Annotated in this window: 21 protein-coding genes; 12 read left to right on the top strand and 9 right to left on the bottom strand. The window is 70.7% G+C overall.

All coding sequences use genetic code 11. The annotated features are described in order from the left end of the window. Position 1: 1 nt before the first annotated feature. The 4 genes from IE231_RS13625 to IE231_RS13610 are packed head-to-tail and all read right to left on the bottom strand — an operon-like array spanning position 2 to position 2391. The gene (locus IE231_RS13625) at positions 2-331 is read right to left on the bottom strand and encodes a PRC-barrel domain containing protein (protein ID WP_189694521.1); all 330 of its coding nucleotides are present in this window, start codon (positions 329-331) and stop codon (positions 2-4) included. Then, positions 318-731, bottom strand: coding sequence for a hypothetical protein (locus IE231_RS13620; protein WP_189694520.1), 414 nt, complete (start codon positions 729-731; stop codon positions 318-320). The genes IE231_RS13625 and IE231_RS13620 overlap by 14 nt, the downstream gene beginning before the upstream one ends. Beyond that, positions 728-1957, bottom strand: a complete 1230-nt coding sequence (locus tag IE231_RS13615) for an Nramp family divalent metal transporter (RefSeq protein WP_189694519.1) — start codon at positions 1955-1957, stop codon at positions 728-730. The genes IE231_RS13620 and IE231_RS13615 overlap by 4 nt, the downstream gene beginning before the upstream one ends. Next, positions 1954-2391, bottom strand: a complete 438-nt coding sequence (locus IE231_RS13610; protein ID WP_189694518.1) for a hypothetical protein — start codon at positions 2389-2391, stop codon at positions 1954-1956. Before IE231_RS13610 ends, IE231_RS13615 begins: the two co-directional genes overlap by 4 nt. A 108-nt stretch (positions 2392-2499) precedes the next feature. Between IE231_RS13610 and IE231_RS13605 the strand changes: the two genes are divergently transcribed. From IE231_RS13605 to IE231_RS13550, 12 genes are all read left to right on the top strand, one after another. Then, on the top strand, positions 2500-3393 hold the full coding sequence (locus IE231_RS13605) for a LysR family transcriptional regulator (protein ID WP_189694517.1): 894 nt from the start codon (positions 2500-2502) through the stop codon (positions 3391-3393). A 58-nt stretch (positions 3394-3451) separates the two neighbouring features. Further along, entirely contained in the window at positions 3452-4432 is a 981-nt protein-coding gene (lgt, locus tag IE231_RS13600) for a prolipoprotein diacylglyceryl transferase (RefSeq protein WP_229866968.1), read from the top strand. A gap of 185 nt (positions 4433-4617) precedes the next feature. Continuing rightward, on the top strand, positions 4618-5967 hold the full coding sequence (locus IE231_RS13595; protein WP_229866959.1) for an MFS transporter: 1350 nt from the start codon (positions 4618-4620) through the stop codon (positions 5965-5967). Then, on the top strand, positions 5964-6896 hold the full coding sequence (locus tag IE231_RS13590) for a shikimate dehydrogenase (protein WP_189694515.1): 933 nt from the start codon (positions 5964-5966) through the stop codon (positions 6894-6896). The genes IE231_RS13595 and IE231_RS13590 overlap by 4 nt, the downstream gene beginning before the upstream one ends. Continuing rightward, complete coding sequence (locus IE231_RS13585) at positions 6893-7999, top strand: Gfo/Idh/MocA family protein (RefSeq protein WP_189694514.1); 1107 nt, start codon at positions 6893-6895, stop codon at positions 7997-7999. The genes IE231_RS13590 and IE231_RS13585 overlap by 4 nt, the downstream gene beginning before the upstream one ends. Beyond that, complete coding sequence (locus IE231_RS13580) at positions 7996-10092, top strand: oxidoreductase (RefSeq protein ID WP_189694513.1); 2097 nt, start codon at positions 7996-7998, stop codon at positions 10090-10092. The genes IE231_RS13585 and IE231_RS13580 overlap by 4 nt, the downstream gene beginning before the upstream one ends. Next, positions 10089-10949 carry a sugar phosphate isomerase/epimerase family protein gene (locus tag IE231_RS13575; protein ID WP_189694512.1) on the top strand — a complete coding sequence of 287 codons (861 nt, stop codon included), beginning with the start codon at positions 10089-10091 and terminating at the stop codon, positions 10947-10949. Before IE231_RS13580 ends, IE231_RS13575 begins: the two co-directional genes overlap by 4 nt. Continuing rightward, positions 10946-12766 carry an FAD-dependent oxidoreductase gene (locus IE231_RS13570; protein WP_189694511.1) on the top strand — a complete coding sequence of 607 codons (1821 nt, stop codon included), beginning with the start codon at positions 10946-10948 and terminating at the stop codon, positions 12764-12766. The genes IE231_RS13575 and IE231_RS13570 overlap by 4 nt, the downstream gene beginning before the upstream one ends. Before the next feature lie 162 nt (positions 12767-12928). Continuing rightward, positions 12929-14521 carry a Na+/H+ antiporter gene (locus tag IE231_RS13565; protein ID WP_189694510.1) on the top strand — a complete coding sequence of 531 codons (1593 nt, stop codon included), beginning with the start codon at positions 12929-12931 and terminating at the stop codon, positions 14519-14521. A gap of 54 nt (positions 14522-14575) precedes the next feature. Then, complete coding sequence (locus tag IE231_RS13560) at positions 14576-15346, top strand: ABC transporter ATP-binding protein (RefSeq protein ID WP_189694509.1); 771 nt, start codon at positions 14576-14578, stop codon at positions 15344-15346. Beyond that, complete coding sequence (locus IE231_RS13555; RefSeq protein ID WP_189694508.1) at positions 15339-16127, top strand: ABC transporter permease; 789 nt, start codon at positions 15339-15341, stop codon at positions 16125-16127. Before IE231_RS13560 ends, IE231_RS13555 begins: the two co-directional genes overlap by 8 nt. 155 nt (positions 16128-16282) lie before the next feature. Then, entirely contained in the window at positions 16283-17020 is a 738-nt protein-coding gene (locus tag IE231_RS13550; RefSeq protein WP_189694507.1) for a Pr6Pr family membrane protein, read from the top strand. Between the two features lie 164 nt (positions 17021-17184). Here IE231_RS13550 and IE231_RS13545 read toward each other — a convergent pair whose 3' ends face one another. The 5 genes from IE231_RS13545 to IE231_RS13525 all read right to left on the bottom strand — a co-directional run bounded on the left by IE231_RS13545 (position 17185) and on the right by IE231_RS13525 (position 21465). Next, a complete protein-coding gene (locus tag IE231_RS13545; protein ID WP_229866957.1) occupies positions 17185-17604 on the bottom strand; it encodes an MFS transporter in 420 nt (139 codons plus the stop codon). A gap of 89 nt (positions 17605-17693) precedes the next feature. Then, entirely contained in the window at positions 17694-18011 is a 318-nt protein-coding gene (locus IE231_RS13540; protein WP_189694506.1) for a LapA family protein, read from the bottom strand. Next, positions 17992-18513, bottom strand: coding sequence for a PRC-barrel domain-containing protein (locus tag IE231_RS13535; protein ID WP_189694505.1), 522 nt, complete (start codon positions 18511-18513; stop codon positions 17992-17994). The genes IE231_RS13540 and IE231_RS13535 overlap by 20 nt, the downstream gene beginning before the upstream one ends. Positions 18514-18579: 66 nt before the next feature. Beyond that, the gene (locus IE231_RS13530; protein WP_189694504.1) at positions 18580-19332 is read right to left on the bottom strand and encodes a mechanosensitive ion channel family protein; all 753 of its coding nucleotides are present in this window, start codon (positions 19330-19332) and stop codon (positions 18580-18582) included. Positions 19333-19566: 234 nt separating this feature from the next. Further along, positions 19567-21465 carry an FAD-binding monooxygenase gene (locus IE231_RS13525; protein WP_189694503.1) on the bottom strand — a complete coding sequence of 633 codons (1899 nt, stop codon included), beginning with the start codon at positions 21463-21465 and terminating at the stop codon, positions 19567-19569. Between the last annotated feature and the right edge of the window lie 134 nt (positions 21466-21599).

The following is a 21599-nucleotide window of genomic DNA, read 5'->3' as shown; positions in this document are numbered from 1 at the left end:
CTCATTGTGGCAGACGCGGGCTGTACCTCCGGTAGCCCTCCCGGAGCTCGATGGGGCCGTGGCCGCACCGCGCAACGTCCTCCCAGAGCACGAGGAAGGTTCCGCGGTGGCGCCGGGCCAGGAACCGCGCGATGAGGGCAGGCCGGTTCGCTGCGGTCCGCTCGTAGCCCGCGAAGACGGTGCTGTTGCGGGGGCTGATGATGAGCCCGTACAGCCGGGCCTCGGGGCCCTCGCTTCCGGGCGCGAGCACGAAGCGGACGTCCGTGAGGAAGCCGGCCTGGCCGCCGTCGTGCTCGATCACGCGGTGGCCGAGAAGGTCAGTGAGGGTCATGCCGCGCCCCCGGGATGTGGCGGATGATGCGGTCGCGGACCCAGCGCTCGGCCCAGGACGCATCGAGGTCATCGGACCGGACGTCGAGCGTGAGCGCGGTCCCGACGGTCTGCACGTGCTTCCAGGCGATCCGGCGGAGCCTGGACATCGGAGGCCTTCCGCCGAAGACGCGGGTTGCCAGCAGCGGCCCTGCCAGCAGCGCCGTGACCACCGGCGGCGGCGTCCCGGGGTCGACCACCCCGTCCTCGCGGGGGAGGCCGCTCAGCTCGAGGTCGTCGACGACCATGACCGGCACGTCCTCGCTGTCATGCACCTGCCGGTCGAGGAGCCGCAGCCGCGCGTCCACGGGCTCGCCCCCCGGCGCAGGAGGCCTCGGCATGGTCTCGTGGGGTGTGCTCATGAGCCGCCTCCGGTGATGATCATGAGGGGTACCGCGGCCACCGAGGCGATCACGACCAGGACCAGATAGACCATGGCCGCAGCGTTCATGGCGCGGCCGTTGACCTTCTCGCCCATGTACTCGCGGTCATTGGCCACGATGAGGATCGGGATGTAGGTCAGGGGCAGGGCGATCGCGGAGAAGACCACGGAGTACTCGGTCAGCTGGACGGGATCGACTCCCGTCATGAGGATCCCGATCCCCGCCACGAGGGAGCCGATCATCAGCAGGTGGAAGCGCGCCGCCTGCTGCGGACGCCGGAACTTGCCCCAGGGCCAGCCCGAGAACTGGGCGACCGCGTAGCCGGCCGAGAGGGTTGTCTCGAGCGCTGCCCCGAATGTCGCCGCGACGGTGCCGACGAGGGCGATCGCGAGCGCGACCTTCCCCCCGGCCTCCATGACGGGAAGGAACGTCTGGGACAGCGCGGTCACCTTGGCGCCGAGGGGGAGGAGGACGACGGCGGCGCACGCCGCGATCGAAAGCGAGAGCAGGCCGCCGAGGGGGAAGCCGACGAGCACGTTGACCCGAGAGCGGCCGATGTCCTTAGCCTTCCAGCCCTCCTCGACGGCGCCGGAGGAGAAGAAGAACACCTCGTACGGCGTCATGGCGGCACCGAAGAGGGCGATGGCGAAGTACCAGTAGGTCACCGGCTCCTCGGAGTCCGGCACGGACGGGAGGAACGCCTGCTCGCCGATCTGTCCCCAATCAGGGTGCAGGAGGAAGAAGGCGACCGCGAAGACGATGAGGGCAAGGCCCATCAGGCCGGTGACATTCTCGAGGACCTTGAACTTCACACGCCAGATCACGAGCCAGACCCCGAAGGCCGCGAGAGGCACCCACAGGAGGTAGTCGACGCTGCTGGCGAGCTGGAGGGCGATTGCGACGCCGCCCACCTCCGCGGCGAGCGTCATGAGGTTGATCAGGAACGAGGCCACGAGGTTGCCCAGTGCTGCCCGGGCGCCGAGCCGTTCCCGGATGATCTCGAACGTCGCCCTTCCGCTCACCGCCGCGACGCGGCCGGACATCTGGGCGAAGAGGCAGATGCCCACGACGCCGACCGCGAGCACCCACGCGAGGGACAGGCCGAAGCGGGATCCGACCACGGCGCTCGTCACGAGATCGCCGATGTCGACGAAGCCGCCGATCGCAGTGAGGACGCCGAGGGCAACCCCGAGCAGCTTCTTCACAGGCTGCCGCCCTTCAGGCGCGCGGCCTCCGCCCGTGCCTGGGCCGTCAGCTGCCGCAGCCGGGCTCGGATGCCTCCCATGCTCGGGCGGTTGCCGTCCGAGACGGCGTCCTGCGCCTTCAGCACTGCCGTCAGCACGTTGTCCAGCGTGGTCAGCACGGTGGCCCTCGCCTGCCGCTCCTGCGGCGTGGGCGCCGTGAGCGTGGACGCGCCGTCGCGGGCTTGGACCACCTTGTCGCGCATGTTCTGCGCGAGCGTGATGGCGGCGGCCGTGGTGGACCGGCCGTCCTGCACCTGACGGAGGCTGAGGTCGAGGCTCGCGGTGGCAGCCGCCGCGTCCTCGAGGTTCGAGGCCAGCTGCTGCCCCGTTCCGGAGGAGCAGGAGGTCAGGAGCAGTGCTGCGGCAAGTGCCCCCACGATGCGGGCGTCCGCCATACGTGCCCCTCCCATTCCCGACGCTTCGTTCCCGGCGCTGGATCTCACTTCCCCCGTGCCAGCGCCCCGAAACCCGTGGGCGCCCATGCCCGGTGCTTGAATGGGCAGGTGGAGATCAGGTGGCTTGAGGCGTTCGTCGCCGTGGCGGAGGAACTGCACTTCGGGCGGGCGGCCACGCGCCTGCACATGGCACAGTCGCCGCTGAGCCAGACCATCCGGAAGCTCGAGAAGGACATGGGCGTGCCGCTCTTCGACCGCAGCACGCGCAGCGTCTCCCTCACTCCCGCCGGCCGTTCACTCCTGCCGCACGCCCACCGTGCCCTCGACGAGCTGGAGGTGGCGCGCCAGGCCGCCCGCGCCTCCGTGGGCACGGTCTACGGGCACATCACCATGAGCTTCACCGGAGCCATCAACCACCGGACGCTCCCGCGGCTCACCCGGGCGCTGCGCCGGCAGTACCCGGACGTCGTCCTCTCGCTGCAGGGCCGCGTGGTGACGGGCGACGCCGTCGCGCAGCTCATGCAGGGGACCCTCGACGTGGCCTTCGTGGGGCTCCCGCTCGACCCGTCCCCCCTCGCGTCCCGGCTGATCGCCCGCGAGGCGCTCGGCGCCGTCGTGCCCGTGGACCACCCGCTGGCCCAGCGCGCGACCCTCGATCTGGCCGAGCTGCGCGACGAGGACTTCATCATGATGCCGTCCGGCGGGGGCTCGGACCTCGAGCGCACGGCCACGGCGGCCTGCGTGGCGGCGGGTTTCCGGCCACGTGTGGGGCAGACGATCGGCGACCCGTTCATGATCCTCACCTTCGTGGCGGCGGGCATGGGCGTGAGCCTCGTGAGCGAGGGCATGAGCGACATCCTGCCGCACGGCGCGGTGTACGTGCCGCTCGCCGGCGCCCAGCCCTACCTGCAGCACGGCCTGGCCTGGTCGCCGTCGAATCCCTCACGGGTATTGCCTCGGGTGCTCGAGGTGGCCGCCGAGGTGCTGCCGACGCCTGCGTGACGCCTGCCGGGGCCGCGGCTGTCAGCGTGGCTTCACCTGCCATTGGTACGATCCGGAAGTGAGTCCCACGCTGTCAGCGCCCTCGTACCTGCCGTCTCCGACCGTGAGCGGGTTCCCGCTCGGTCCCCTCACCATCCACTTCTACGCCCTGTGCATCATCGCGGGCATCGCGGTTGCCCTGTGGATCGCCTCTCGGCGGTGGACGGCGCGCGGCGGCCTGGCGGGGCAGGCCACCGACATCAGCCTGTGGGCCGTTCCGTTCGGAATCGTCGGCGGCCGCATCTACCACGTGATCACCGACCCCGAGCTGTACTTCCTCCCCGGCCGGAATCCGTGGAACGCGTTCGCCATCTGGGACGGAGGCCTCGGGATCTGGGGTGCCGTCGCCCTCGGCGCGCTCGGCGCGTGGATCGGGTGCCGGCGCGCCAAGGTCTCTTTCCTCGCGTTCGCGGACACCGTGGCCCCCGCCGTGCTCGTGGCCCAGGGGATCGGCCGGTGGGGCAACTGGTTCAACAACGAGCTCTACGGCGACCCGACAGATCTGCCGTGGGGCCTCCAGATCCACCAGATGGACCCCGCCACCGGACAAGCCGTGACGGACATGGCCGGGAACCCGGTGGTGATCGGATACTTCCAGCCCACCTTCCTCTACGAGTCGGTGTGGTGCCTCGTGACCGCCGCGGTGATCATATGGCTCGACCGCCGCTACCGGCTGGGGGCGGGCAGCGTCCTCGCGCTGTATGTGGCCGTCTACACCGCCGGGCGCTTCGTGTTCGAGCTCATGCGCTCCGACTATGCGAACCTCATCCTCGGGCTGCGCGTGAACACCTGGGTCTCGGGCCTGCTGTTCCTCGCAGGCGCGATCGCCTTCCTGCTCACGTTCCGCCGCCTGCGCTCGCGGGCCTACCCGGAGACGGCGGACGGGCCGGCCGAGGCGTCGGCCGAGGGCAAGGGGAATATCCCCGAACGGCACGAGGATGGCGCGGGGCGTGCGGAGAGCACTCCGGAACGGCGCGAGGACGAGGCATCCGACCACTGACGCCCTAGGCCCTTCCGGTGACGAGCGGTTGCGGCCGTAGGCATAGATTGAGCTGTATCTTCACATAGTCCTAGATCAACTATGTGTTGGACGCGGCACAATGGCGCCCCCCATGCTGGATGGAGCCCTCACCCCTTGGTGACCGGCCCCACCTCGAAGGGAGCATCATGTCAGCGTCGACATCCATGGCCTCCAGCAAGCCCACAGCTGCCCGCACGGCGGCCGTCTCCGGGTTCCTGGGCAGCACGCTCGAGTACTACGACTTCTTCATCTTCGGCTCCGCCGCGGCCCTGTTCTTCGGCAGGCTGTTCTTCCCGGACGCGGGTGCCGCCAGCTCGCTGCTGAGCTTTGCGACCCTCGGCGTCGCATACATCGCCCGTCCGCTCGGCGCCATCCTGTGGGGGCACTTCGGCGACCGATTGGGCCGCAAGAACGTCCTCGTCCTGACCCTCGTCCTCATGGGCGCCTCGACGTTCCTCATCGGGTGCCTCCCCACCTACTCGGCGGTCGGCGCCATCGCGCCGATCGCGCTGGTCGCCCTCCGCCTCGTCCAGGGCATCTCGGCCGGCGGCGAGTCGCCAGGGTCGAGCTCGCTGACGCTCGAGCACTCACCCGAGGGCCGCCGCGCGTTCTTCACGAGCTTCACCATGAGCGGCATCCAGTTCGGCATCGTCATCTCGTCTGTCGTGTTCATCCCGGTCACGATGCTCCCGCAGGATGCGCTCATGTCGTGGGGCTGGCGCGTGCCGTTCCTGCTCAGTGCCGTGGTGACCCTCGTGGCGTTCTACCTGCGACGCAGGCTCGAGGAGCCCGAGGTCTTCACTGAGATCAAGGAGGACGCGAAGGCCGCGGCGATCCCCCTCGTCGAGCTGTTCCGCAACGACCTGCCCAACGTCGTCCGCGTGACCCTCGCCGCGCTCGTGACGATGGTCAACACGGTCTTCACGGTGTTCGCCCTCGCCTACGCCACCGAGGTGGTCAAGCTGGACAAGGCGATGATGCTCATCGTCATCGCCGTGGCGAACCTCGTGACCGTGTTCACCCAGCCGCTGTGGGCGCTCCTGTCGGACCGGATCGGCCGCAAGCCCGTGTTCATTGCGGGCACTGTCGGCAGCGCGGTGCTCGTCTTCGCGTTCTTCACGGTCCTCGGCACGGGGAACTGGCCGCTCATCTTCATCACCGCGATCACCCTCACCGGCGTGGCCTACGCGATGCCCAACGGCGTCTACCCGGCGTACTTCCCGGAGCTGTTCCCGGCCCGCACCCGCTACACGGGCATGGCCGTGAGCCTCATGCTCGGCCTCCTCGTCGCCGGCTTCACCCCCGCGATCGGCGCCGCGCTCACGGCCGGCAACCACGCGAACTGGACCCCGGTGGCCTGGATGACGGTCGGCTTCTGCGCCATCGCGGCCATCGCCGCGCTCACGGCCCGTGAAACGTTCCGCATCCCCAAGGCGGAGCTCGGCCTCAAGCCCTCGCCGCGCACCGTGGCCGGCACCGCCAAGGAGTCGGCCGTCCAGGAACCCGCCGCATGACCCCCGCCTCCAGCTTCCACCTCATCGGACTCATCGGCGCCGGGATCGCCGGCTCGCTCTCCCCGGTCCTGCACGAGCGGGAGGCCGCCGCTCAGGGCCTCCGCTACGCCTACCGCACGCTGGACATCGACGAGCTGGGCCTGGCGCCCGGCGACGCCGGGCAGCTCGCGCGCGACGCCGTCCGCCTCGGCTACACCGGGCTCAACGTGACGCATCCGTGCAAGCAGGCCGTCATCACCGGACTCGACGCCCTCTCCGACGACGCCCGGGAGCTGGGGGCCGTCAACACCGTCACCGTCCGCCACGATGCAGCGCACGACGTCGGGTCCCGCCAGGGCGATCGGCTCACCGGCCGCAACACGGACCACACGGGCTTCCGCGCAGCCCTCGCGGAGGGGCTGCCCGGCGCCGCACTGGGCACCGTGGTGCTGGTCGGGGCGGGCGGCGCGGGGTCGGCCGTGGCCCGCGCGCTCCTCGACGCCGGTGCCCGAAGGCTCCTGGTGGCCGACGCCGACGCCTCCCGCGCGCAGCAGCTCGCCGCGCGTCTCGGGCCGCACCCCGGCCCGGCCGCCCACCCAAGCCGCGTCAGCGCCGTCGTGCTCGAGGACGTCCCTGCCCGCATCGCGGAGGCGGACGGCGTGGTCAACGCGACCCCGATCGGCATGGTCGGCCACCCGGGAACCCCGTTCGACGCCTCGGTCCTCACCTCCCGGCACTGGCTTGCCGACGTCGTCTACCGGCCGCTGGAGACCCAGCTCGTCAAGGCAGCGCTCGCCGCCGGGTGCCGAGTGCTCGACGGCGGGTGGATGGCCGTCTCGCAGGCCGCGGACTCGTTCGAGCTCTTCACGGGGCTGCCCGCCGACCGCTCGCGCATGCGTGCGCACTTCCTCGAGCTGGCGGCCTCGGCCGCCGGAAAGGACCTGTCATGACTGCCGCTGTCCGCCCACCGTACCGCGTGGGGATCGTGGGCTGCGGAGCCATCAGCCGCAACCACCTCGAGGCGTTCGCCGCGCTCCCGGAGGCCGTCGTCGTGGCGGTGTGCGACGTCGACGCCGACCGCGCCCGTTCCACCGCGGAGCGCTGGGGGATCGAGCACGCGTACGGCTCGGTCGAGGAGCTCCTCGCCGCCGGCGTCGACGTCGTCTCGGTCTGCACGCCGCACCCGACGCACGAGGCCGTGGTCCTCGCTTCCGCGGCCGCCGGTGCCCACGTGCTGTGCGAGAAGCCGATCGCGACAGATCTCGCCGCCGCCGAGCGCATGGTGGCCGCGTGCGACGCCGCGGGCGTGCGGCTCGGCGTCCTGTTCCAGCGCCGCTTCTGGCCGGCCGCCCAGCGGCTCCGCGCCGCGGTGGACGACGGCACGCTCGGCCGGCCGATCCTCGGCCACGCATCCGTGCTGCTGCACCGGGAGCCCGAGTACTTCAGCTCAGCTGCCTGGCGGGGGACGTGGGCCAGCGACGGCGGCGGGGTCCTCATGACCCAGGCGATCCACTACATCGACCTCCTCCAGTGGCTCATGGGCGAGGCAGTCGAGGTCCACGGCCACATCGGCACGTTCAGGCACGCGATCGAGGTGGAGGACAGCGCCACAGCCGTGCTGAAGTTCGCCTCGGGCGCGATGGCGACCCTGTCCGCCTCCACTGCCGCCTCGCCGAGCCTCGGCATCAGCATCCGCATCACCGGGGAGACCGGCGCGACCGCCGAGCTGAGCGAATTCCCGGAGGGCACGGACGGCCGCGTGACCATATGGGCCCGGGGCGGCGCGATCGAATCGGAACAGGTCCATCCGGCGGACGTGGACCCGAACGTGGACCTCGCGGCCATCAACGGCCAGCTCATCCCGCACCACACGGCCCAGGTCCGCGATTTCGTCTCGGCGCTCAGCGCGAATGACGGCACCGGCCGCGAGCCCGCCATCACCGGGTCGGACGCCACGGCGGCCCTGAGGATCCTCCTCGCCGTGTACGAGTCGTCCCGCACCGGCTCGCCTGTCCGGCTCAACCAGACCGCAACCCAGGAGGCCCTCGCATGAACTCCGCCGCCACCCCGCTGGCACCCACCCCTCTCACCCTCGGCCGCCATGGCCGCCCGCAGCACACCCTCCGGAACCGCCTCGTGAGCTCGCCGATGGAGCGCAACTACGGCACCACCGACGGCCGCATGACCGAGCAGTACGCGGACTACCTCGTGACCCGCGCCCGCGCTGGCCTCGCCATGGTCACGACCGAGGCCACCTACGTCCGGGCCGACGGCAAGGGCCGCACCCACCAGCTCGGCCTGCACACCGACGCCGTCATCCCGGGGTTCCGCGAGCTCACCGGCGAGATCCACGCGGCCGGAGCGCTCGCCGCCGTCGAGATCAACCACGGCGGCCGCACGGCGCAGTCCGCGGTCAGTGGCCTCCCGCCAGTCGCACCGGCGGCGGTGCCGTGCGAAGTCGCGGGCGGCGAAATGCCCCGCCCACTCACCACCCAGGAGTGCTACGAGCTCGTCGAGGCCTACGGCCACGCGGCGCGGCGCGCCGTTGACGCCGGATTCGACGCGATCAGCATCCACGGCGGGCACGGATACCTCGTTCACCAGTTCATGTCCGCGCGCACCAATGGCCGTCACGACGAGTTCGGTGCTCCCGAGCACTTCGCCAACCTCGTCATCCGGGCAGTCCGTGCCGCGGCGCCCGAGGCCCTCGTGGGAATCCGGGTCTCGGTGCTCGAGGGCGTTCCGGGTGGGCTCAGCCCGGAGCAGACGCTCGACGTGGTGTCCCGCCTCGAGCTCGACGCCCTCGATTTCCTGGACCTCTCCGCCGGCTCCTACGAGGCCGGCGAGTGGATCGTGCAGTCGGGCGAGTGGAAGCCCGGCGTCCTTGCCGACTACGCGCGGGCCTACCGCCGCTTCGGCATTCCCCTCGGCATGGCAGGCCGCCTCAATTCGCCTGAGGCGGTGGAGGCCCAGCTGGTGGATGGCGTGTGCGACTTCGTCTCCCTCGGCCGCGCCGTCCATGCGGACCCGGCGTTCGTCCGCGGGGTCCTGGAAGGTGCCCGCTACCGGCCCTGCATTGCGTGCAACGTCTGCATCGACAACCTCGGGCTCGGCCAGGTCACGTGCACGGTCAACCCCGCCGTCGGGCGCTCGAGGGTCCCCGTCGCGACGCCCCGGGTGCGGGGTTCCGTCCCCCACCTCGTCGTCCTGGGTGCCGGCCCGGCGGGCCTGACGGCGGCGCGCGAGCTCGCCGAGGTGGGCGGGCGCGTCACGCTGCTCGATGCGGGGGAGCGGATCGGCGGACAGTTCGCGCTCGCGGCGTCCATGCGCCCCACGCCGGACTTCCACCGCTACCTGGACTGGAACCGCGCTGAGCTCGCGCGGCTCGGCGTCGAAGTGCGGTTCGGCTCCCGCCGGGATCCTGCGAACCTCGCCGCACTGGCGCGGGAACTCGGGGCGGACGGGATCGTCGTCGCGACCGGCGGCACTCGCCCGGAGCACGGCTTCCGGGTCACTGGCGAGGCAGCGCACGACGGCGTGCTCGACGTCCGCGACTGGCTCGCCGCCCGTCCGCGGCTCTTCAGCGGATCCGCCGCATCCGAGGACTGCTGGCCCGAGTCGCTGACGATCTGGGGCGCCGACGCGGTCGCGATGTCCGTCGCCGACACCCTCGCGACCCACGGGACCAGTGTGCTCATCGTCGGGCCGGAGCAGGTCATCGCCCCCGAATCCGGGCGCCGCGCCAAGATCCTCGCCGTTCCGCGGCTCGAGGCTGACCCGGACGTGCGGATCGTGCTCGACTCCCGCATCGTCGAGGCCGAGGCGGCCGGCACGCCTGCTGGCCGCGTCCGCGTCGTCGGCCCGGACGGCGAGCAGTGGCTCGAGGCTCCCGGCCCCGTCCTGGTCTCGCGCGGCGTCGTCCCCCTCAGCGCCGCGGTGGACCGCGAGGGCCGCGAGGCCGCGCTCGGCCTGACTGCCGGCGTGCCCGTGGTGCTCGCCGGAACGCTCGTGGACCAGCTCCCGCCCACGGCCTCGAACGCGATCAAGAGCGGGTACGACGCCGCCCAGCGCCTCGCCGCAGCCCTCGCGCCCGAGCCCGGACGCACCACCGCACCGGCCCCAGCACTCGAAGGAGCCCTCGCATGACCGTCCACCAGCCCACCCGAGACGTGGGCCTGGCCCAGCTCTCGCTCCTGGACACGGCCCCGCCGGACCTCGTGCTCCTGGCCGCGGAGGCCGGGTTCGACTTCATCGGAGCCCGGGTCCGCCCGGTGACCCCAGGCGAGAGGCCCTACGACCTCCAGCCCGGCTCGCCACTGCTCGCCGAGACCCTCGCGAACGTCCGGTCCACGGGCGTGCGCGTCCTGGACATCGAATTCCTCCTCGTGGACGGGCTCGGCGAGGACGGGCGCGGCCAGCGGGATGCGTGGCTGCGCATGCTCGAGGCCGGCCACGCCCTCGGCGCGGAGACGATGACCGTGGCCGGCGCTGACCCCGAGCCCGGGCGCTTCGCCCAGAACCTCGCCCAGATGGCCGAGGATGGGCGCGCGTTCGGCATCACCCCTACCCTCGAGCCCATCTCGTACCAGCGCATCAACTCGCTGGCCTCGGCTGCCGCCGCGGCGCGGGGCGCAGGGGCGAAGGTCGTGGTGGACACCCTGCACTTCCGCAGGTTCGGCGGCAGCCTGTCCGAGCTCGGCGAGATCGCGGGCCTCGTCCCGATGCTCCAGCTCTGCGACGCGCCCGCCGCCCGCCCTGCGGACCGCGACAGCCTCATTCATGAGTCCCGCGCCGCACGCCTCGCGCCCGGCGAGGGTGCCCTGGACCTTGCCGAGATCGTCGCAGCCCTGCCGGCCGGCACACCGGTGAGCGTCGAGGTTCCCTCTCCTGCCGACGCCGTGCGTCTCGGCCCGCTCGGGTGGGCCCGGCGGCTGAGGCGAGCGGCCGACGCCGTGCTCGAGCAAGCCCACACCCTCATCACCCAGAACGGAGCCCCCACATGAGCGCCCCCGCCACCGCCGCGGCCAGCACGCCCCCACCGGTCGAGACCGACGTCCTCGTGATCGGCTCGGGCGCCGGGGGCCTCGCCGCGGCCGTGACGGCCGCCTACCACGGGTTGCGCGTCGTGGTGGTCGAGAAGGCCGAGGTGTGTGGCGGCGCCACGGCGTGGTCCGGCGGGTGGGCCTGGACGCCCGGCAACCCGCTCGCGAAGGCGGACGGCGTCGACGAGGACCCGGAGCAGTTCCGCACCTACCTCCGCCATCGGCTGGGGGAGAGGTATGACGCAGTGCGGATCGACGCCTTCCTCGAGGCCGTCCCGCACATGGTCGGGTTCTTCGAGGGCAAGACGAGCCTGAAGTTCACGCCCGGGGCCAAGATCCGCGACATCTACGGCAAGACCCCCGGCGCAGGCACGGGCCACCGCTCGGTCGGGCCGCGCCCGGTCGACGCCCGGCGCCTGTCCCCGCGAGTCCGCAAGCTGCTGCGCGGACAGCTGTACGAGACGTCCTTCCTCGGGATGGGCATCATGGCGGGGCCGGACCTGGCCAAGTTCCTCTCGGCGTCGCAGGGAAGCCCTTCGGGGCTCGCGCACGCCGTGTGGCGGGTCTCCCGGCACGTGCTCGATCTCATGACCCACGGCAGGGGCATGCAGCTCGTCAACGGCACCGCCCTCGTGGGCCGGCTGCTCCAGAGTGCCGAGGACCTGGGCGTGGACGTCCGCGTTTCGACGCCAGCCGTGCGGCTGCTGACGGACAGTACCGGCGGCGTCGCCGGGGCCCTCGTGCGCGGCCCCCAGGCCGGCGGCGGCACGGCCGAGTACGAGATCAGGGCGGCGCGCGGCGTCGTGCTCGCGGCGGGCGGGTTCCCGAACGACGTCGCGCGGCGGCGTGAGCTCTTTCCCGGCACCACCACCGGTCGCGAGCACTGGACGCTCGCGCCGAAGGAGACGAGCGGTGACGGGATCACGCTCGGCGAGTCCGTCGGGGCACACTTCGTCACCGACGTGGAGTCGCCGGCGGCGTGGTGCCCCGTGTCGCTCGTGCCGTACCGGATCGGGAAGGTGCCCGCCTTCGGCCGCAACGGCGTCTTCCCGCACATCATGGACCGTGCGAAGCCCGGTTCAATCGGGGTGCGCCGGGACGGGAAGCGGTTCGTCAACGAGGCCAACGGCTACTACGACTACGTTTCCGCCCTCGTTGCGGCCACCCCCGAAGGAGAGGCGGTGGAATCGTGGCAGGTCGCGGACTCACGGTTCGTGCGGAAGTACCCGCTCGGGATGGCCAAGCCCCTCCCCGTGCCGCTGTTCCCGTACCTGCGCTCGGGGTACCTCAAGCGCGGGCGCACGCTCGAGGAACTCGCCACCGCATGCGGCATCGACCCGGCGGGGCTGCGCGAGACCGTGGCGCGGTTCAACGAGAACGCGCGGCGCGGCGTCGACCCCGAGTTCGAGCGCGGCGAGACCGAGTTCAACAGGTACGGCGGAGACCCGAAGGTGGGGCCGAACCCCTCGCTCGCCCCGATCGAGAAGGGCCCGTTCTACGCGGTCAAGGTGGTGCCCGGGTCCTTCGGGACGTTCGCCGGCCTCGCCGCCGACGGCCGCGCGCGCGTGCTGCGGGCCGACGGCTCGGCGATCCCGGGCCTCTTCGTGGCCGGCAACGACCAGGCGAGCGTCATGGGGGGCTTCTATCCCGCCGGCGGCATCAATCTGGGGCCGGCGCTCACCTTCGGGTACGTCGCGGGCCGTGAGCTTGCCGGAGCACAGGCGTACGAGGACGATGGGAGTGCTGCCCCGGGCCGGGAGGTGCCTGCGGACGCGTGAGTTTCGCCGCCTGCGGGGTATCGGCTCCGCGACGGAAGCCCTATCGCGCCGATGAGACGGAGGATGCCGTGGAGAACCGAGACATCATGACGGCAGCCACGCCCCCGGAGGGGTAGGAGCCGGCGGAGCGCAACAGATCCACCACGGCCCTCCTCACCGCCCATGCTCGGTCTGGAACTCATCGTCGTCCTCGGTGCCGCAGTGGTGCTGGGAAGTGTCGTCGCGCGCCCACTCCGGGTGACCGAGCCCGTCCTGTACCTCCTGGCCGGCCTCCTGCTCAGCCTCGTGCCGGTGTTCCGCGGCGTGGGCCTGCCGCCCGAGACGGTCCTGCTCCTGTTCCTGCCGGCGCTGCTCTACTGGGAGAGCCTCACCACGTCCCTGCGGGAGCTGCGCCGGTTCATCCGCGGCATCCTGCTCTCTGCCACGCTCCTGGTGGTCATCACGGCCGCCGTGGTCGCCTCGGTGGCCCACGCGCTCGGCCTCGACTGGGGGTCCGCGTGGATCCTCGGCGCGGCGGTCGCCCCGACCGATGCGACCGCCGTCGCCTCCCTGGGGAAGGCGCTGCCGCGGCGGCAGATGACGGTGCTGCGCGCCGAGAGCCTCGTCAACGACGGCACGGCGCTCGTGGTCTACGGCGTGGCGCTCAGCTCGGCCACGGGAGACGGCGACATCAGCCTGCCGCTCGTGTCCGGCGAATTCGTGTACTCGTTCGTGGGCGGCGCGGCCGTGGGCGTCGCCGTGGGATGGGCGATGCTCGCGATCCGCCGCAGGATCGAGCACGCCATGGCGGGGAACGCTGCGACGGTCCTCACGCCCTTCGTGGCGTTCCTGCTCGGGGAGCTCATCGGCGCCTCCCCAGTGCTTGCCGTCGTCGCGTGTGGGCTCTACATCTCCCGGAATGCCCCGCTGACCATCTCCGCGCACACGCGCCAGCAGTCCGTGGCGTTCTGGTCGCTCGTGACCTTCCTGCTCAACGGGGCCCTCTTCGTGCTGGTGGGCCTCGAGCTGCCCTCCGCGGTCGCCGGGCTGTGGACCACGGTGGGCCGGGCGAACGGACAGGCCTTCGGCCAGGTCCTCCTCATCAGCATCGCCGTGTACGCGGCGATCCTCGTCACGCGCCTCGCCGTGCTGGTCGTCTCCGCCTACCTGATCCGGGCCATCGACCGCCGCCCCTACCAGCGCAAGCTGCGCACCACGAACCGCGCCCGGGTGATGAGCACGACGGCGGGCTTCCGCGGCGCCGTCTCGCTCGCCGTCGCCCTCTCGATCCCGGACGGCGGCCAGTTCCCCGAACGCAACGCGATCGTGTTCATCACGGCGTTCGTCGTGGCCGCCTCCTTGGTCCTGCAGGGCATGGCGCTGCCCAAGGTCATCCGCTGGTCGCGCATTCCGGAGGACACGAAGATCGTGGAGGAGCTCGTGACCGCGAAGCGCACCTCCATTGAGGAGGCCCTCGAGGCTCTGCCGTCCCTTGCGCGGGAGATCGGCGCCGACGACGACGTCCTCGAACGGATCCGGGGCGAGTACGGCGAGCGGCTGGAGGCGCTCAACGCCGGGTTCGACGACGAGGAGCACCCTGCGGTGGTGCGCACCCGGCAGTACAGGCGCCTCGGGCTGGCGATGATCGCGCGGAAGCGGACCACTGTGGTGAGGCTCCGCGACGACAAGACCATCGACGACACGGTGCTGCGCATCATCCAGGGCGAGCTCGACGCCGAGGAAGTCCGTCTTATGCACCAGCAGGAGACGGAGTAGGGGCACCCAGCAGGCTCACAGAGTGTGCACAGGCAGCGGGGAGACGATCAGGGCATGGAAGCCGAGACGGTCCTGGATGTCCAGGCCCTCGTGGTGCGCTACGGCGCGCAGACCGCCGTGGACCGGCTCACCTTCTCGGTGCGAAGGGGGGAGATCTTCGGGCTCCTCGGCCCGAACGGGGCCGGCAAGACCTCGACCCTCAACGTTATCGAGGGGCTCCGGGCGCCGGACGCGGGTAGGGTCACCGTGGCCGGGCACGACGCCGCTCACGCGCCCGCCGCGCTCAAGGCGAGCCTCGGCGTTCAGTTGCAGGCCTCGAGCTTCCAGCCCGAGCTGAGGATCGAGGACATCGCCCGGCTGTACGCGGGGCTCTACGGCGTGAGGATGGGCCGCCGCCAGATCGACGAACGGCTGCGCGACGCGGGGCTCTCCCAGGAGGCGGGCAAGCCGTTCAAGAAGCTCTCCGGCGGCCAGCAGCAGCGCTTCTCGCTCATGGTCGCCACGCTCCACGACCCGAGCATCCTCCTCCTCGACGAGCCCACCACCGGCCTCGACCCCCAGTCCCGCCGCCAGCTCTGGGACCGCATCGAGGACTCGCGCCGCGCCGGCGGCAGCGTCCTGCTCACCACGCACTCCATGGAAGAGGCGCAGGCCGTCTGCGCCCGGGTCGCCATCATGGACCACGGGAGGCTCCTGGCACTCGGCGCGCCCGCGGCGCTCGTCGAGGAGCACCGGGGAGACCCGAGCGTGCTGGCCGTCGCCCACGGGGACGTGACCCTCGAGGACGTGTTCATCGGACTGACAGGGAGGGCCATCCGTGACTGACTCTGCGCTGCCGCAGGCGCGGCGCGCGCCCGAGGCCGGCCGGGCGCCGTCGGCCGCGCTCGCCGTCCGCGCGCTCCTGACCGCGGACGCGACCGTGCTCGTGCGCAGCCGCCAGGTCATCCTGCTGAACTTCGTGGTGCCCATCGTGATCCTGGTGATCACCAACCGGGGCGGGAGCAGGATCGGCAACCCGGGCTTCCTCATCGGCATGGCCCTGACCTACGGGCTGCTGTCCTCGGGACTCATTGCGTACTCGACCACCCTCGCGGGGGACCGCACCGCAGGCGTCTTCCAGCGGCTCCGCGTGACCCCCGCCCCCACCTGGGCCATCATGGGCAGCCGCCTCGCCGTGCAGTTCGCGGCGGACGTGGTCATGGGGATCGTGGTGATGATCGTCGGCAGCATCCTGCACAGCGTGGTGTTCTCCCCCTCCGTGTACCTCCTCATTCTCCTGGTCTCGCTCCTCGGCGCGGCGGTGTTCCTCGCGATCGGGCAGGCCCTCGTGGGCCTCGTCAGGTCTGCGGGCGTGGTCAACGCGATCGCGCGCGTGCTGTACATCGTGCTGTTCCTGGCCGGCATCCTCGGCCCCACAGGGATCCTCGGGGACGACTTCAAGAACTTCTCCGCCTGGACCCCCGTGGGGGCGCTCATGGAGCTGTTCGCCGGGGTGACGGGCGGGGAGTGGTCGGTGCAGAACACGTGGCAGGTGGTGGTGCTGGTCGGGTACACGGCCGTCTTCGCCGGCATCGGCATCCGCTGGTTCCGGTGGGAGGCGGAGTAGCACGCTGGGAGGCGGAGTAGCGCGCGCGTTCCCGCCCACTTCTCACGCGGGCAGGCGCGGACACGCCGAGGCATGCCGGAGCCGCGCTCTGGAACTGGGCGGGAGCGGTACTTTCGCCTCTGGGACCGCCGGACCGCGCGCCCGACACTGAGACCATGACCGCAGCATCGACCCTCCGGGGCCGGCCGGGCGTCAACCAAGCACTGGATCCCGACCGCCTCTGGATCCGCCTCGTGCGCGCGCTCGTCGGCGTGGCGGTGCTCATCGCCCTCGTCCAGAAGACGTTCGATGCGACCCTCCCCACCAACGATGTCGACATCCCGCAGCTCTACTCGGAGTTCACGGTCCAGTCCAATCTGGCTGTCGGGCTCGTGCTCATCGCCTCCGCCGCGTGGCGGCGCGAGCGCCTCCCGCGCTGGTGGGACCACCTCTTCGGCGCGCTCGCCTTCTACATGGTCATGACGGGCATCATCTACGTGGTCCTCGTCGCCCCGCCCAGCGAGCCGTGGTGGACGCTGGACATGTACTGGCCCCAGATGATCCACCACCGCATCGTCCCGCTCGTCATGGCGCTCGACTGGCTCCTCGTCACCCGGACGGTCCGCGGTCCGTGGTGGCGGCCGTTCGCCTGGATGATCTACCCGGCGGCGTTCCTGGCCTTCTCGTGGATCCGAGGCGCGATCGACGGCTGGTACGTCTATGACTTCCTCGACCCGACGCTCGACGGCGGGTGGGCGGCGGTGTTCGTCACCACCGGCGAGGTGCTGGTCGCCTTCCTCGTGGTGGCCCTGCTCCTGCACGCGGCCGGCAACATCCGCGTGTCACTGGCTGCGGGCCGTGCCCGTTCGTCGGCCATCCGGCACGCATCCGGCTCAGGCGGCCTGGACGCGTAGAAGGGGCCTCCGCCGCTGGTGCGGCGAAGGCCCCTTCTACGCGGGCTCGGTTACCCGCTTACCCGGCTGCCCGGCCCCCTTGGTTCTGCCTCGAGTCGACCGTGCAGTCCCGGTGTCAGTGCGAGAAATTTGCTGAGATCTCGGCGAGGGTTCGCCCCTTTGTCTCAGGCGCGAGCCATTGCGAGAGCGCTGCGCCGAGCAAGGCGACGACGGCGGCTGCGACCATGCTCGGGCCCATGCCGATGTTGGCTCCCGCGCAGGTGGCCGGGGAACACCTCGGCCGGATAGACCTGGGTCAGCGTGGTGTAGCCGGCATTGAAGTAGGAGAAGGCGAGGAACAGGACGAGCACGAGGATCGCCGGTGCGCTCGTCCAGAGTCCGATGACCGGCAGGATCCCTGTGCAGATCCACTGCCCGGGCACGGTGAGGATTCGGCGGCCCAGCTTGTCAATCAGAAGCACGGTGGTGACAACGCCCGCGGTTGCAAGTGCGGACAGGCCCACTCCACCGGCCCAGCCGCCGCTGAAGCCGAACTTGCTCAGTACGTCGTCGGCGAAGGTCGCGATCGCGAAGTACGGAGTCACGGCGCAGAACCAGAAGCCTGAGGTGAAGAGGGTGGTGCGCCAGTGCGGGAACCGTGATGGCCGTGACAACGCGCATACGGCCGACGCGGTCAGCGCGGAGGGTGGGTGCGGTGCGAGCGGCGCCCCGCGGCGCGGCGGAGCTGGAGGATCCGCACGCCGCCAGCGATCGCCACGAGCACGCCGCCGGCCACGGCCGCGATGAAGAGGGCGATACCGAGCGGCACCGGACCGACGAGGCCCAGATAGTGGACCTGGACCACGTCCTGGTTCTGGATGAAGAAGATCACTAGCAGGATGAACACCACGAGGCCCGCGACGACAGCGGTCCACGTGGCACCCGCCCGAGAGACCCGGGACCCGGCAGGGTCCCGGGCCTCGCGCCGGCCGTCAGCGGAGTCCGCTGTCATCGGGGCCCCTCTCCGTCTCGACCGGGCTGCTGTCCACGGGGGCTTCCTGCACGGGGACGGGCTGGTTCATGGTGACGCCCAGCGGGCGCCGCCGCAGCCGGCTCTCGTGCTGGCGCTGCCCGACCGGGCCCTCCTGGAGGGCCACCTCGTTCTTGGCCCGCTCGGTATCGGAGAACCGGTGCGGAGCGGAGCGGCCGTAATGCTTGTAGAGCCGGTCCTCTTCCCCGGGCTCGAGCCGCTCGTCGGCATCGACCCGTGGCGCGTCCTTGACCTGGTCCTTCGCGTAGGCGACCACGAGGTTCTCCTCGGCGATTCTGGCGCCTTCAAGGGGAACGAAGGATTCCTTGGTCCCGAAGAGCCCGGTCTTGACGGTCACCCATGTGGGGTCGTCGGTGTCGTCGTCGAGGTAGAAGGCGCCGATGGGCCCGATCTTCTCCCCGTCCTTGGAGACCACGTCGCCGTGCGCCTGCCTGAGGTCCTCGAGGTCTGCAGTGGTGAACATCGCGATTCCTCCTCGTCCTACCAGTGTGCGTCAGTGCTGTCCCAGTCCGTCAGGGGTGGCGCAGGGTCAGTACCGGTGGGCGCCGCCGTCCTGCGGCTCCGGCATGTGCTGCCGGGCGGCGTCCTTGATCTGCTCGCTGGCCGGCGGGGCGGAATCGGCATGCGCCTTGACCCGGGGTGCCTCCTCCTCGGCGCGGGAGAGGTAGCGCTCCCAGCGCTGCGACATCGGCTTGATGAGGCCGCCGCCCACGCCCACGATGACGACGCCGACGATGGCTGCGAGCACCGCGATGAGGATCGGGGTCGTGACGGTCACCGCGATGTCCACCTGGTTCAGGGCCGCGATGATGCCGATGCCGATGATGAAGATGCTGGCGATGTTGGCGAGGGTCCGGCCGTAGGAGAGGCCGCCGAGCGAACCCTGGATGAGGGTCTTGACCGCCGCGGCGATGGCGGCGCTGACGATCACGATGATGATCGCCACAATGATCTTCGGCAGGAATCCGATGATCGCTGCGAGCAACGTGCTGACGGGATTCGGGCCGAAGACCCCGAATGCAAATTGGAGCACGAAGAGGACGAGGGTGTAGTAGATGATCTTCGAGACGATCTCGCTCGCGTCGAGATTGGACCCAGCGAGGGCGCGCTTCACACCGCCGCGCTCAACCCAGCGGTCGAATCCGATCTTGGCCAGGAGGCGTGAAAGGGCCTTCGCGATAACCCTGGCCACCAGCAGTCCCACGATGAGGATGACAAGGAACAACAGGAACTGCGGGACGAACCGCGCCACTTCGGCGAGCCCAGCGGTGATTGAGTCCATGGTCAGGCCTTCCGTTCTGATGTTTCACGTGCTGCTTCTGATGGTGCGCAATTTCCCACTTTGGATGTGTGACAAACATTCGCGGCATCAGAACAAGGTCCCCTGAGGAAATGGCAATTGAATCCCAGCAGAAGTACGACGGCGCGTGGCCACCTCCCGTACGGAAGGCGGCCACGCGCCGTCGTGCGCTCACTGCGGGCCGGCCGAGGCCTGATCAGGCCAGCCCGGAGCGGATCAGACCTGGGCTGCCGCGCGGCCCTTCATGACGCCGGTGAAGAAGGCGCCGAGCTCGTCGGTGGCGGCGAGCGGGAAGGTCCCGGCGACGTACTGGTCCGGGCGGACCACTACCACCACGCCGTCGCGGCTCAGGCCGCGCTCGGCGAAGATGTCGTCGGTCGCGGAGGCGCCGAAGACGTTCTCGAGGTCATTGAGCTGGAACGGCCCCACCTGAGGCTTGAACACCGCGGGGACGTCGTTGAGGTCGAACGTGTGGTGGTCCTGCTGGTAGACCGCCTTGACGTCGAACCATGCGTTGCGGTCCAGGCCCTCGGGCGTGGCGACGACCGGCGACGCCGGATCGTTGGCGAGCCAGTCCGCGAACTTCTCCATGGTCGAGCCCTCCGTGCCGGCCTTGGCGGCGTCGGAGAATGCGTAGATGCGCCAGCGGCCGTCGGCCTGCGCGAGGTGGCCGATGTGGAGCGGGTTCGTGTCCGAGATGCGCACGGCCTTGGCGGACTTGAAGCGCTTGCCGAGCGGGAAGCCCGTCGCGAGGTCCTGGTGGGAGGCCTCGGAGACGATCATCGAGGGCTTGTACTCGGTCATGAATCCGGCCGGGAATTCGGCGGTGCGCACGTAGAAGTCGGCGAGCTCCGAGGGGCTCTCGAAGTCCTCCGGGTTCTTGGCCATCATCGAGGACCACGTGCGGTCGAAGTCGATGAGGTTCTGCGCGATCACCTGGCGCTCTGCGGTGTAGGTGGACAGGAGGCTCTCCGGGCTGCGCCCCTCGAGCACATGGCCCAGCTTCCAGCCGATGTTGAAGCCGTCCTGCATGGAGACGTTCATGCCCTGGCCGGCCTTGGCAGAGTGGGTGTGGCACGCGTCGCCGGTGATGAAGACGCGCGGCATGCGGGTGCCGGCCTGTGCCGTGGGGACATCGTCGAAGCGGTGGGTCACACGGTGGCCCACCTCGTACACGCTGTTCCACGCGACGCTCTTCACGTCCACCGAGTACGGGTGGAGGATCTTGTTCGCCTTCTCGATGATGGTCTCGAGTGGGGTCTGGCGGATCTTGCCGTTGTCGTCGTCCGGCACCACGCCGAGGTCCACGTACATGCGGAAGAGGTAGCCGCCCTCGCGGGGGATGTGGAGGATGCTGCCGCCGTCGTGGGACTGGATGGCGCACTTGGTGCGGATGTCCGGGAAGTCCGTGTTCGCGAGGACGTCCATGACGCCCCATGCGTGGTTGGCGCGGTCGCCGCTCATCTCGCAGCCGATCGCGTCGCGGACCCTGGAGCGGGCGCCGTCGGAGCCCACCACGTACTTGGCCTTGACGGTGCGCTCCTGGCCCTCGTGGTGGGAGGTGCCGGCGAGCTTGACCGTGACGGGGTACTCGCCCTCGCCGATCTCGAGGCTCACGAACTCCCAGCCGTAGTCGGGCTCCATGCGGGTGGGCGAGTTCTTCATGACCTCGGCGAAGTAGTCGAGGACGCGGGCCTGGTTCACGATCAGGTGCGGGAACTCGCTGATGCCCATCTCGTCGTCCACCGCGCGGGAGGTGCGGATGATGTTCTGCGGGTTCTCGGGGTCCGGGGACCAGAAGTTCATCTCGGTGATGTGGTACGCCTCGGCGATGATCTCGGGGGCGAAGCCGAACGCCTGGAACGTCTCGACGCTGCGCGCCTGGATGCCGTCGGCCTGCCCGATCTCGAGGCGGCCGCCGCGGCGCTCGACGATGCGCGTGGTCACGTCCGGGAACTGGGAGAGCTGGGCCGCGGTGATCATGCCCGCGGGCCCCGTGCCGACGATGAGGACGTCCACCTGCTCGGGGAGGTCTTCGGGGCGGTTGATGCCGACGCCGGCGGCGGGCTGAACCTTGGGGTTCGTGGACACGTAGCCGTGATGGTGGAACTGCACGGTTTCCTCACTTCTCTGTGTGGGCGGCGACCGCTCGCCAGCGGTGATGTGTTCGATAATAGAACTGAGTGTTCTAATATCGCTCACATCGATGGTACGCGACGAGTGGGCCGTGCCACAAGGCTGCCGTTCAG

Origin of the sequence: Sinomonas cellulolyticus, assembly GCF_014656475.1 — a bacterium.
Classification (GTDB): Bacteria; Actinomycetota; Actinomycetes; order Actinomycetales; family Micrococcaceae; genus Sinomonas; species Sinomonas cellulolyticus.
This window is presented reverse-complemented; position numbering and strand designations above follow the sequence as displayed.